Annotated in this window: 11 protein-coding genes; 5 read left to right on the top strand and 6 right to left on the bottom strand. The window is 49.5% G+C overall.

The window, feature by feature from the left end:
• Positions 1 to 8: 8 nt before the first annotated feature.
• The gene (locus tag BN6628_RS14490; RefSeq protein ID WP_068618589.1) at positions 9 to 1667 is read left to right on the top strand and encodes a methyl-accepting chemotaxis protein; all 1659 of its coding nucleotides are present in this window, start codon (positions 9 to 11) and stop codon (positions 1665 to 1667) included.
• Positions 1668 to 1805: 138 nt separating this feature from the next.
• Positions 1806 to 2708 carry a DMT family transporter gene (locus BN6628_RS14485; RefSeq protein WP_068618587.1) on the top strand — a complete coding sequence of 301 codons (903 nt, stop codon included), beginning with the start codon at positions 1806 to 1808 and terminating at the stop codon, positions 2706 to 2708.
• 162 nt (positions 2709 to 2870) lie between these two features.
• Here BN6628_RS14485 and BN6628_RS14480 read toward each other — a convergent pair whose 3' ends face one another.
• From BN6628_RS14480 to BN6628_RS14460, 5 genes are all read right to left on the bottom strand, one after another.
• A complete protein-coding gene (locus tag BN6628_RS14480) occupies positions 2871 to 3656 on the bottom strand; it encodes a glucose-1-dehydrogenase (RefSeq protein WP_068618585.1) in 786 nt (261 codons plus the stop codon).
• Between the two features lie 20 nt (positions 3657 to 3676).
• The gene (locus tag BN6628_RS14475; RefSeq protein WP_068618583.1) at positions 3677 to 4534 is read right to left on the bottom strand and encodes a GRP family sugar transporter; all 858 of its coding nucleotides are present in this window, start codon (positions 4532 to 4534) and stop codon (positions 3677 to 3679) included.
• 202 nt (positions 4535 to 4736) lie between these two features.
• Positions 4737 to 5750: a FecCD family ABC transporter permease gene (locus BN6628_RS14470; protein ID WP_068618582.1), complete on the bottom strand. Its 1014-nt coding sequence runs from the start codon at positions 5748 to 5750 to the stop codon at positions 4737 to 4739.
• The gene (locus tag BN6628_RS14465) at positions 5747 to 6757 is read right to left on the bottom strand and encodes a FecCD family ABC transporter permease (RefSeq protein WP_068618580.1); all 1011 of its coding nucleotides are present in this window, start codon (positions 6755 to 6757) and stop codon (positions 5747 to 5749) included. The genes BN6628_RS14470 and BN6628_RS14465 overlap by 4 nt, the downstream gene beginning before the upstream one ends.
• A gap of 6 nt (positions 6758 to 6763) precedes the next feature.
• Entirely contained in the window at positions 6764 to 7687 is a 924-nt protein-coding gene (locus BN6628_RS14460) for an iron-hydroxamate ABC transporter substrate-binding protein (RefSeq protein ID WP_068618578.1), read from the bottom strand.
• A gap of 252 nt (positions 7688 to 7939) precedes the next feature.
• Between BN6628_RS14460 and BN6628_RS14455 the strand changes: the two genes are divergently transcribed.
• From BN6628_RS14455 to ypfJ, 3 genes are all read left to right on the top strand, one after another.
• Positions 7940 to 9160, top strand: coding sequence for an MFS transporter (locus BN6628_RS14455; RefSeq protein ID WP_068618576.1), 1221 nt, complete (start codon positions 7940 to 7942; stop codon positions 9158 to 9160).
• Between the two features lie 109 nt (positions 9161 to 9269).
• The gene (locus BN6628_RS14450; RefSeq protein WP_068618574.1) at positions 9270 to 9866 is read left to right on the top strand and encodes a TetR/AcrR family transcriptional regulator; all 597 of its coding nucleotides are present in this window, start codon (positions 9270 to 9272) and stop codon (positions 9864 to 9866) included.
• A gap of 183 nt (positions 9867 to 10049) precedes the next feature.
• Positions 10050 to 10892 (top strand): KPN_02809 family neutral zinc metallopeptidase, encoded by an 843-nt coding sequence (gene ypfJ / locus BN6628_RS14445; RefSeq protein ID WP_068618572.1) that lies wholly within the window; start codon positions 10050 to 10052, stop codon positions 10890 to 10892.
• A 148-nt stretch (positions 10893 to 11040) separates the two neighbouring features.
• On the opposite strand, the gene BN6628_RS14440 is transcribed toward ypfJ, so the two are convergent.
• On the bottom strand, positions 11041 to 11772 hold the full coding sequence (locus BN6628_RS14440; protein ID WP_068618571.1) for an MBL fold metallo-hydrolase: 732 nt from the start codon (positions 11770 to 11772) through the stop codon (positions 11041 to 11043).
• Between the last annotated feature and the right edge of the window lie 109 nt (positions 11773 to 11881).

Raw genomic sequence — 11881 nt, 5'->3', positions numbered from 1 at the left:
TACAGCATATGAAACTCCAAGGTAAATTGGTGCGCAATGCGATGATTTCACTTATCGCATCACTTGCACTAGTTGCTTATATTATTGTACAACTTCTCCGCATCAATGATCAGAATCAGGACCTTGTTCCCGCGATGCTGAATGTGGAGACTCTGAACGGGTATATGATCCAGGCAGGACAGGCAATTAACAACTATTCCACCTCCATGTCGGAGAGCAATAAGTCGGACGCGGTTAACCAGCTGAATCAGACAGCTAAGCTGCTGGCCACCCTGAATGCGGACATGTTGAAATCCGAAGAGGAGCAAGCGGTCTTACATCGCATTAATGATAAATTCTCGAAGCTGAAGAAGGCTGCGGAGACGGCGATGAATACGAAGAACAGTGCCGATTCCAAGCGGGAATCGTTCCGGATTAAAGGGATTCAGAACGATGTGTATATGCTCAATCTTCAGACGAAGGCGAACTATGCCGCATATACCGATCAGTTAAGCCGGAGCATAAGACTTACCTGGCAGCTAGCCCTGGCTGGGGGTATTGTGCTGCTCATCGGTGTCGGGCTGTTCAATACAGTTGCTGCCCGGCGGCTTGTTAATCGGATTCGGGAGCTGAATGAAGCGGCAGGGCATATGGCTGAGGGCAATCTGACGATTAAGCTTCCAGAGAGCCGGGGCAAGGACGAGCTTAGTGAGCTGAATGCCTCCTTCCGGCTGATGATTGATAACCTTCGTTCTATTGTGATCTCTGTAGAACGGGCTGGTGGGCAGGTTGTCCGGATGTCGAGGGACCTGGAGCAGAACAACCAGGTGATGCAGGAAGTGGTGGACCAGGTTGCCGTGTCAACCGAGGAGCTGGCCATAGGCAGTCAAAAAGTGGCCGAAGATCTCAGCGTAACCGTGTCGCTTGTGGATGAGATGCAAAGCAAATTCGAAGCAAACCTTGCTGATACGGCGCTCTCTGTTACAGACAGTCAAGAAGCGCTTGAAGTGATTGAGCAGGGAGGCAGCATCATGAAGCAGCAGCTTCAGGTTGTTGCGGATAATCGTGCTGCTATTGTAAGGGTAGAGCATACCGTACAGGATCTTGAACAGCATACAGCCGAAATTACAAAGATGACCCACCTGGTATCGGAAATTGCAGCTCAGACAACATTATTGTCGCTTAACGCCTCCATTGAGGCAGCTAGGGCCGGTGAAGCGGGAAGAGGCTTCGCCGTGGTTGCCGGCGAGGTTAAGAAGCTGGCCGAGCAATCCGGCCAGGCCGTGCAGCAGATTTTCGCAGCTGTACAAGGAATTTCCTCCGCGATGGACAAGGTGAAAAATTCGGTCAGTCAGAGTCTCGAACTATCCAAGGACCAGGAATCTGCTGCTTCCCTAACCGGAGCTTCGTTCGCGGAGATAAGTGCTAAGGTCCAGCATATCGCTGCCCGAATAACAATTCTTGCCGAGGAGATGAATGCCTCACAGAAGATTACCGTGCAGGTACAGGATGCGACCCAGAACATCAGCGCCATTACAGAACAAGCGGCCGCAGGCAGTGAGGAAATTACGGCCTCAACGGTCGAACAGAAGCGTTCCTTCGAGCAGGCAGGAGAACAAGTCAGAAGAATGAGAGAGATTGGTGAAGAGCTTCAGGAGGAGCTCAAAAAATTCAAAGTGGAGGCCTAAGCATCGTCAGACTTCTTCCTACTGTAAGCAGAGGGATTCAGCCTCAGGTAACTGTACAGCGACCGGAAGAACAAGTAACATAAAGGGATGTCCGCTCCAATGTCTTCAACATGAATGTTCAGAAAGAAGGTTGTTCTTTTGGCAAAATCTTTATATTTTGCGCTTATCCTGTTAAGCCTGATTTGGGGAGGTTCGTTCTTCTTCATTAAAAATCTGCTGAATGACTTCGGCCCTTGGGGAATCGCTTTTCTTCGATCCTCCTTCGGGTTCTTGCTCATTACAGCCGTGATGCTGATCATGCGGAAGCCTTTCGGTTTACGCGATATCAGATGGCTGCCCACCTTTGCGGTGGCGATGGTCAATATGGCCGTCCCATGGACCCTCATTGGCTTCAGTGAGACCAGACTGGCGAGCAGTATGGCATCGGTCCTTAATGCAACAACTCCAATCTGGACGATGTTGGTCGGGCTCTTGTTCTTCGGGGCTGTCTTCCGGCGTATTCAATGGGTGGGCATGGGGGTAGCACTCGTTGGATTGATCATCCTGCTGGGTATCCGTCCCGGATCATTCATCAGCGTAGACCCTCTCGGGTTCGCCACCATGATTGCCGCAACCCTGTGTTATGCAGTTGGCACACAGCTGTCCAAGCGCTATCTTGGCGGACTAAGTATGTACCAGCTCACGTTTGGTACACTTCTTGGCGCTATGACAGGCAGCGGCATTCTGGCCTTTTCATTCGAAGGGGTGAACCTGGCCAGGGTCGCTGAGCCCGCGAACCTGTTCGGTCTATTGGGACTAGGCGTTTTCGGATCAGGTGTAGCCTACATTCTGTTCAACTATATGGTGCTCCGGGGCAGTCCAGAATTTGCAACATCGGTCACCTATCTGGTTCCCGCCACGGCAATGATTTGGGGCTACACGCTGCTTCATGAACCGATCGGCTGGAACCTGATCGCAGGGCTCGTGCTGATTCTGGCCGGAGTGTTCATTGCCAGCCGGAAGCCAGGCAGCCTGGGAAACCGGCTTCGTTCAGCGGAGTAAATACGATTACAAAATAAGGGTAATCCGAGTCATCTTCTGATGACCGGGTTACCCTTTTTTGTACATTTCAGCATTTATCACAAGTCAGTACAAATCCCGGATTGCCGATAGCCTACACGTTTCAATAGGAATTCCAACTGGGACATCCGTGATCTTCCCGGTTTACCCCCGTCCGCCCATGAAGCTCGGATATTTCGTCATGCCCCCATCGGCGAAGAGCGTTATCCCCGTTACATAGCTGGCTTCTTTAGACGCCAGCCAAGCGGCCACAGCTGCAATTTCCTCCGGCGCACCGATGTAGCCCATAGGAATCATGGAGACCACATCGGCCTTGGCTTTTGGGTCCGCAAATTTAGCGGCGTTAATTGGGGTGTTGATTGCGCCCGGACCGATCCCATTTACCCGGATTCCTTTGGGAGCGAACTCAAGGGCTAACGTCTCGGTAAGCATCTTGATTCCACCTTTGCTTGCAGCGTAATGGACAAAATGCGGCCATGGAATTTGCTCATGGACACTGGACATGTTGATAATGGACCCTTTGATCCCTTTATCCAGCATGTAATGGATCGCTTCTCGGCTGCCTAGAAAGGCCCCCGTCAAGTTCACATTAATCACCTTGTTCCAGTCGTGAAGAGAGAGCTCGTCCGAGTCCACCTCGTTCTCCACACCGGCATTGTTTATATAGACGTCCAGGCTGCCAAATGATTTGTCGGCTGCCGCGACCAGCGCCTTCACATCCTCTTCTCGGGTAACGTCCCCTTGCACAGCGATGGCCTTGCCTCCGGCAGACTCAATATCTTGGACCAGTTGTTCCAAAGTTTTGTCTTCCCTGATGTAGTTAATGACCACATTGGCTTTCTCCTGGCCAAACCGAAGAGCCATAGCTTTGCCTATGCCTGTTGATGCGCCAGTGATGACTACCGTTTTTCCCTGAAGATCTGTGTACATGAATTATGCATCTCCTTCGGTTAACGTTTGGTGAAGCCCATCATAACCCCGCCTGCGATAATCAGGCAGCAACCTACAATTACAAATACCATCTGCCGCCTGGATTTCTTCTCCCCCAAGAAGAAGATCCCTCCAAGTGTTGAGATGATGATACCGGTCTGTGACAGGGAGAAGCTTGTTGCTTGTCCAATATGGGGGAGCGACAGCAGCAAGCCTAAATTACCGATTCCCCACCATAGTCCCGTAATGATATTCCGCACCATATACTTATTAAACGGGCGATGCCTGTAAGTTAAGAGCAGGGTTCCTGCTGTAATTCCGATCCCTTGAGGGAGAACGGCTGACCAGCCGTTGATATCGTACCAACGAATGAGGCTCACGTAGACCAGATAGCCCAGCGTGGATAACAGCAGTATTCCGGTACCATGGCCCATTGCGGCTTTCTTGTCGTTGCCCGGATTATCCTTATCACGAACAACGGTGAATACCGCACCGGCAATAATACAGATAATTGCGGCAGAGCCCAATATAATGGTGAACATGGAGCTCCATTCATGGAATACCAGAACTCCAATTAAAGCAGTGGCTACCAGCTGCATTCCCGTTGACAGAGGAACCGTCCGTGAGACGCCCAGATACTGAACGGCACGGAGCTGGTTGCTCTGACCTACCGACCAGAACAGGCCGGAAACTATGCCTACAGTCCAGGTTAAGGGGGACATGGGAGGACTCTTAAATACATAAAGAAGGACAGAGAAGATCAGTGCTCCGAAGCCGGTTCCCAGAACCTGGCTGTAAGCGTCTCCCCCGAGTTTGGAATTGAAAAAAACAATACTTCCCCAGCACACGGCCGGCAAAAGAGCCAGTAGCAAATACATGACCGGTTTCCTTTCTTCTAGGCAGGGTTTCAGTACAGAACTAATGTGTTACATCTCTTTGGAACTTATACCCTTAAATGAAGCGAATTTAACATTTGTAGTTATTTAGAACAAAGCCGCTTCTGAAATAACACCATTAATCTCAAAAAAAAAGCAGCACGCCGTGTACTGTAGACACAGCGCGCTGCTTCAACAAATGATTTTACCGCTTTTTGATTAGCAAATACATAAAGTATGGGGCGCCAATCAGGGCTGCCATAATTCCTGCCGGTACCCCATCCGGGTCCGCCAGATTCCGGCCGATCGTATCCGCCATCACAAGCAGCCAGCCCCCGCTCAAGACCGCAACCGGGATGGACAATTGGTTGCGTGGGCCGACCAAAGCTCTGGCAATATGCGGAGCCATTAATCCGATGAAGGCAATCCCTCCGGTAACAGCCACTGCGGAAGAAGCTAAGGCAACAGCGGCTATCAGCAGAATGATACGTTCCCTCTCTACAGGCACCCCTACACTGATGGACACCGGCTCGTCCAGGTTGAGGAGGTTAAGCTGGCCTGCTTTATACAGGGTGAAAGGCAGGAGGACAAGCAGCCATGGCAGCAAAGCCCAGATGAAAGGCCAGTCTGCTCCCCAAATGTTTCCCGCCAGCCATTTGGATATAAAGTCCACTTTCTGACGGTCGGCTGAGGAAATAATGACGATCATAACCCCAGAGAGGGCCATGGAGAAGCCGACACCGGTAAGCACCAGCCGGACAGGCTGAAGACCGGCGGATCTCCGGTAAGACAGCCAGTAGATTAATGTGGCAGCTGCCAGGCCGCCGAGAAAGGCTGCAAAGGGAAGTACATAGGCCAGAGAGCCAACCTCCGTGGAAAAGAACAAAAAGAATACGGAAATTGCCACACCGGCGCCTGAATTAATTCCCACGATGCCGGGGTCTGCAAGATCATTGCGTGTAACCCCCTGGAGAATGGCGCCCGACAGGGCCAGTGCCATACCGGACAACAGGCAGATCACAATCCGGGGCAGGCGGACAGAGAACAACACAAAATCCTCAGCAAAAGTGCCCTGCCCAAACAATGTGGGCAGAAGCCGGCTGAAGGAGAGGGAGGAGTAGCCAATTCCCATACCCGCAATGATGGTGGCTATAATCAGCACAAGCAGACCGCCGATGACTTTAGCCTGTTTTTTATGTAGGTTTAGATTGGGATTCATTTCAGCACTTTGCCTCCTTTACGCACGATAATCAGGAAAAATGGCAGTCCCAGTATGGCAATAATGGCCGCCACCGGGGTTTCGTAAGGGGGATGAAGCGTCCGCCCAATCGTGTCTGCGGCGAGCATGAATGCCGCCCCCAGTATGGCGGATACCGGAATGATATGCCGGTAGTCCCTGCCAACAATGGACCGCACGATATGCGGAATCATCAGCCCTACAAAAGTCAGGTTGCCAACCAGAGCGACCGAAGCTCCAGCCAGGAGGATGATGATCACAAAGAGGATTCCCTTGATATAAACGGTTCTTTGACCCAGCCCAGCGGCTACCTCCTCATTTAAGCTTAGAACGGTAAGCTGCTTGGATAGAACTATGGAGGCCAGAGTTCCGGCAAGAATAACGGGGGCAATCGCACCAACCTGCTCCCAAGTGGTCCCCATCAGCCCGCCGGCTGTCCACATGGAGACGTCCTTGGATATTTTGAACAGAAGGGCAACCCCTTCGCCAAGGGCGTATAGAAAGGCGGTGACCGCGGCTCCGGCAAGCACAATCCGCAATGGGGAGAAGCCCCCTTTCTGGGTGGCGGCAATCCCGAACACCATCAGGGCACCCGCTGCGGCTCCAATGAAACAAGCCGCCATAATGCCAAGATAGCCGGCCGAGGGCAAGAAAGCCAAGGTAAAGGCCAGAGCCGCATTTGCCCCTGTCGTCAGGCCGAGCAGACTCGGGTCGGCCAGCGGATTTCGGGTGATTCCCTGCATGATGGCTCCGGATACCGCGAGCGCAGCGCCGACCAGCATCCCGGCGATCTCGCGGGGCAGCCGAATCTCCCGGATCATCGAGAGTGTTTCAGTGACCTCTCTGGAGGTAAGCGCCATCCATACATCCTTCAAGGAGGTATCAGCAGCCCCTAACACGATAGCCAGAATAAACATACAGACAAAGATGGCAATGGAGCACAGAAGCTTTATGGCGAATAATAGCGAACGTTTTTTCGAATGGTTCATCTGCTGTTATCTCCCGAGAAATTTCGAGATGAAGAAGTTAAGCTGATAGTCCAGTGTCATCGCATCATTGAAATAAAATTGTTTGGCATTGGCTTCAAAGACCCGGTTATTCTTGACAGCAGGAATATTCTTGTAGGTGTCTGTATTCTGGAAGGAGGTATCTCCATCCGTGTTTTTGCTGAAAATAACATAGTCACCGGCATACTGCGGAAGCACTTCGGCAGAGAGCGCATAATAACCGTCCTTTAAAGCCATCTCCTTCACTTTTTCAGGCATCTTCAGCTTCATAGCCTGGTAGATAATCTCAGTGCCGCGTCCCCAGTTGTCGCCAAAAACATACAGCTGCTTATCAAAATTCTCGATAACAGATACCGTTGAGTTCTCGCCAATCTTAGCCTTAATTTCTTTACCCGCCTCTTCGGCACGTTTCTTGAAGTCTTCCACCCAAGCCGTCGCTTCTTTCTCCTTGTTCAGGAGCTTGCCGATCTCGATGTATTGGGTAAGGTAGTCAACTTTACCGTAAGTATACGTAACGGTAGGTGCGATCTGCTTAAGCTTGTCTAGATTCTTACTGGTGGAGCTGCCGATAATCAGATCAGGCTTCAGCTCGATAATCTTCTCGAGGCTTTCATCCGAAACTTCCGGCACGTCCTTAAGTTTGTCAGCGAAGAGGGGATTCTGTTTGGACCAGGAATCCACACCGACCATGTTCACATTTAGAGTGAGCAGATCCCCGGTATAAGCAGTCAGAACCACAACACGCTGAGGATTTGCAGGCACCTGCACAGGACCGTTTTCGGATTTGTATGTAATAGTGGAAGCGGTGGCTTCCTTAGAGGTATCAGGAGTCTGAGCAGATCCGGAAGTATTATTGCAAGCACTTATCAACAGCAGAACAATCAATAGAAGAGGGGCCGACCATTTTTTCATCATAAGAGTCTCCTTTAAAATAAAGTAATTGATATTCAGTTAATGATAATGATTATCAGTATCAACAAATGATACTTTAAATCGATCTATGAGCAAAGTCAATATTTTTTTGCGGAAGCAGCTTAAGAAAAATGTTCTACTAAGCACTTGTCCGCTCGTTGTGCAAACACCCTGGGTCGTGCTATAATACAGACCGAACGTTCAGTATTATTATGAACTATCTATTCTGATACTTGCTGGAGGCTTTTTAACATGTCATTGTTTACTAAAAACCGGGGTGCGCTGCTGCTGTTGATGCTTAATATTTTTCTTGTCTTTACCGGAATAGGCCTCGTTATTCCGATTATGCCTACGTATATGAACGAGCTGCATATAAACGGCAGCATGGTTGGACTGCTGGTGGCCGCTTTCTCGGCGACTCAGCTTATCTTCTCACCGCTTGCGGGCAGACTTTCGGATTCCTTGGGCCGGAAGAAAATGATCGTATCCGGAATGGTTATATTTGCTTGCTCCGAGCTGCTGTTTGGTGTGGTGAGCACATCACCGCTGCTGTTCCTGTCAAGGATGCTGGGAGGTATAGGTGCCGCATTTATCATGCCTGCGGTCATGGCTTATACAGCAGATATGACAACCTCAGAAGAACGTGCCAAAGGTATGGGCTTTATTAACGCGGCAATCACTACCGGATTCATTATAGGACCAGGAATCGGGGGTTTTATTGCGGAGTATGGGATTAGAGTACCGTTCTATGCCGCATTTGCGGCAGCAGGAATCGCTGCAGTGATCACACAGCTTGTGCTTCCTGAGTCTTTGACTTCCCAGATGAGAGAGGATGCCAAAGCTAAGAGCCTGGGCGTCAAGCAGAATTTGCTCGCACAGCTGGTTCAATCCGTACGGGAACCCTACTTTTTGAGTCTGGTTATTGTGTTCGTTATGTCATTTGGACTTGCTAATTATGAAACGGTATTTGGTCTCTTTGTTGACCATAAATTTGGATTCACACCAAGTGATATCGCATTTATCATAACTTTCGGTTCCATCTCGGGCGCGGTGGTTCAGGCAACGGTCTTCGGCTGGATTCTCAATCGTTTCGGGGAAAAGCTTGTAATTTCAACCTGTTTGGTAACCTCATCTTTGTTCGTACTATTGACTTTATGGGTTCAGAGCTATTGGATGATTGTCGTTGTTACGTTTATTGTGTTCCTGTCCATTGATATTCTTCGTCCTGCTATTGGTACCCAAATGTCCAAGCTGGCTGAAGAGCAGCAGGGCTTTGTGGCCGGATTGAATTCGGCCTACACCAGTCTTGGCAACATTATAGGCCCGGTGGTCGCGGGTTATCTGTTTGACAAAGACATTAATTTTCCGTACATCTCGGCGGCATTGGTCCTTGCATTAAGCTTTGTTCTGTCTCTTCTTGCCGGCAGAGGCAAGAGATCGGCTGCTCATACTTCAACTTCATATTCCGATTAAGGAGAATTTATGGTTTAATTTAATCAAGTGTTAAAGAACTAAAGTTTAGACCCTTTGGATTGAATTTAACTGTATATGAGCTGACTACAAGTAATCGGAGATGAAGTTATTGAACAAGAAACAGCTGCAAAGCGAGAGTACCAAGAAGAAGGTCGCGGATTGCGCCCGGGCTCTGTTTGTCCGCAAAGGATATGCGGGAACATCCATCGAGGATATTGTATCCGAGACAGGCAGCAGTAAAGGAAATATTTATTATCACTTCAAGAGTAAGGAAGGGCTCTTTCTGTATCTGATTGATGAATGGGAAAGGGACTGGGACCAGAAGTGGCGGGAGAAGGAGGTTCATTACCACTCGATCAAGGAGAAGATGTACGGCTTCGCTGAACACATGGTCCTTGAAGATTTGAACCACCCTTTAACCAAGGCAGCTCAGGAGTTTTTTAACAACGATCAGATGGAGCATGATATTGAAGAGCGCATTTCCAAGCTGCTTTCATGCCATGTTGAATTCAACAAGCAGCTGATTAAGGAAGTGCTCGGAGACACGCATCTAAGTGAAGATCAGATACATGGCCTTTCCGTAATTTTTGAAGGGTTGTTCATCGGCCTCAATCAGATGTCCAGGAAACTGAACGTGGATGAGGCACTGGCTCTTTATAAGCAGTCTATAGATGTCTTTCTGTATGGCATTGAGAACAGCAAATAAATGGAATGACACATTAGAGTCCTTGATGGCCGGATCGGCCTCCAAGGGCTTTTTTTGGCTTGAACAAATGATGACGGGTGGCGGATCCATTTAATGGAATGTGTGAAGCTCACTATGGAGGGTAATTGACTTATAAAGTTAAGTGCTAGAGTTTGGAGAGATGGTTATAGGGGAGGAAAACATATGCAGTGGAAAGGAAGAAGAGAAAGCTCGAATGTTGAAGACCGCAGGGGGATGAGCGGCAAGTCCATGCTGGGAGGCGGCATCGGCGGCATTATTATCGTACTTCTGGTTACGCTGCTTGGAGGAAATTCCGGAGATCTGCTGAATCAAATCACGGGGACGGTTACTGGAACGAATGCACCCTACGAAGCCACCCAGGAAGAGCAGGAGCTTAAGGAATTTGTATCCGTAGTCCTGGCAGACACCGAGGATGTATGGTCGGACATCTTTAAGCAAAGAGGCATGACATATGAAAATCCGACTCTTGTGATTTATAGCGGCAGCGTGCAGTCCGCTTGTGGAACAGCTGGTTCTTCTGTGGGCCCCTTCTACTGCCCGGGTGACCGCAAGCTGTATATTGATCTTAGCTTCTATGACGAGCTTAAGCAGAAATTTAAGGCGCCGGGCGACTTCGCCATGGCCTATGTGGTTGCTCACGAAGTGGGTCATCATGTGCAGACTTTGCTGGGAACATCGGATAAAGTTATGCCGCAGAGGGAGAAAGTGAGTGAAGCGGAATACAACAAATATTCAGTCAGATTTGAGCTTCAAGCGGATTATTACGCGGGAGTATGGGCCAAGCACGATCAGGGTAAAGGCGTGCTTGAAGAGGGAGATATCGAAGAAGCATTGACAGCGGCAAGCGCGGTTGGGGACGATACACTGCAGAAGCAGGCCCAGGGTTATGCGGTTCCCGAGAGCTTCACCCACGGGACCTCAGAGCAGAGGAAGCGCTGGTTCTATAAAGGATATCAGAACGGAACTATTGAAGGCGGAGATACCTTCCATGAAGCACAATTGTGATTGATGAACCAAGGGACTCCATGGAATCAAGTGTACAGAAGCCTGGTTGCGGTAATGAACTAGAGCCAAGAAACTGCCACTGTTAATCAGGGCGGATTCCTTGGCTCTATTTTGCTAATTGTAACAGCCTTGTTTGCGAACGATGAGTCTAACGGGAAGTTAGTTTCTTGATTTGCTGCTCGGCATTTGAGTCCAGAAGTCCCCCATGGTAACAAATCACTTTGCGCACGGGCAGCTCTGCGAATTTGCTTAGGGATTCCGTAGCCAGCTTCAAATCCGGTGTCATCTTCGGATTAGGGCCATGCAGCTCGACGCCTTGAAGAATCATGGCATCACCGGCAATGAGTGTCTGGCTTGGCTCATGGTACAGGCTGAGATGACCCGGGGTATGCCCGGGGGTATGAATAACCAGAAGCCCGCCTCCATATGGGAGATGCTCGCTATCCTTAATCATTCTGCTAATCTTCGGACGGGTACTTGGCGAGAAAACCTGCTCAAACTGAATACGGTCTTCCACGGTCAATGAGCTGAGCAGCGTCTCGCGGCGTTCGGAGCTCACTTTAATCAGCGGCTTGATCCCTTCAATATATGGGGCATCCTCTTCATGGGCTAGGATCTCCAGATTTCCGGCACAGATAAACTGCGGAAGACTGCCAATGTGATCAATATCCTGGTGAGTTAATATAATCGTGTCTAGGGCGTTTACATCGATTCCCTCGCTTGTCATCTGCTTAAGAATCATATCCCGGCTTCCAGGCATTCCCGTGTCAATCAGAACGGTGTGTTCACGGTCATAAATAACTACCGGATGAATGGTCATGGTCGTGTCCCCTGCCGGGTAGACCAGATCCAGTATAGCAATACCTTCAGAAATTCTCATTATACACCAAGACTGGAAACAGCCTTGACTCACCTCCTTAATGCTTAAAAATTCCTGTTGTTAGAAAAACGTGTGTTCATTATATGACTCCTAGGTTTTCGGTGTCAAT

The organism is Paenibacillus tuaregi (genome assembly GCF_900086655.1).
GTDB lineage: Bacteria > Bacillota > Bacilli > Paenibacillales > Paenibacillaceae > Fontibacillus > Fontibacillus tuaregi.
The sequence above is the reverse complement of the archived record's forward strand: the minus strand, read 5'-3'. Positions and strand labels throughout refer to the sequence as shown.

What these genes read in the sequence shown, in the direction of transcription:
- BN6628_RS14455 (WP_068618576.1), top strand. Translation starts at nt 7,940, where the DNA reads ATGTCATTGTTTACTAAAAACCGGGGTGCGCTGCTGCTGTTGATGCTT.
- BN6628_RS14440 (WP_068618571.1), bottom strand. Translation starts at nt 11,772, where the DNA reads ATGAGAATTTCTGAAGGTATTGCTATACTGGATCTGGTCTACCCGGCA.
- BN6628_RS14465 (WP_068618580.1), bottom strand. Translation starts at nt 6,757, where the DNA reads ATGAACCATTCGAAAAAACGTTCGCTATTATTCGCCATAAAGCTTCTG.
- BN6628_RS14490 (WP_068618589.1), top strand. Translation starts at nt 9, where the DNA reads ATGAAACTCCAAGGTAAATTGGTGCGCAATGCGATGATTTCACTTATC.
- BN6628_RS14460 (WP_068618578.1), bottom strand. Translation starts at nt 7,687, where the DNA reads ATGAAAAAATGGTCGGCCCCTCTTCTATTGATTGTTCTGCTGTTGATA.
- BN6628_RS14470 (WP_068618582.1), bottom strand. Translation starts at nt 5,750, where the DNA reads ATGAATCCCAATCTAAACCTACATAAAAAACAGGCTAAAGTCATCGGC.
- BN6628_RS14480 (WP_068618585.1), bottom strand. Translation starts at nt 3,656, where the DNA reads ATGTACACAGATCTTCAGGGAAAAACGGTAGTCATCACTGGCGCATCA.
- BN6628_RS14475 (WP_068618583.1), bottom strand. Translation starts at nt 4,534, where the DNA reads ATGTATTTGCTACTGGCTCTTTTGCCGGCCGTGTGCTGGGGAAGTATT.
- ypfJ (WP_068618572.1), top strand. Translation starts at nt 10,050, where the DNA reads ATGCAGTGGAAAGGAAGAAGAGAAAGCTCGAATGTTGAAGACCGCAGG.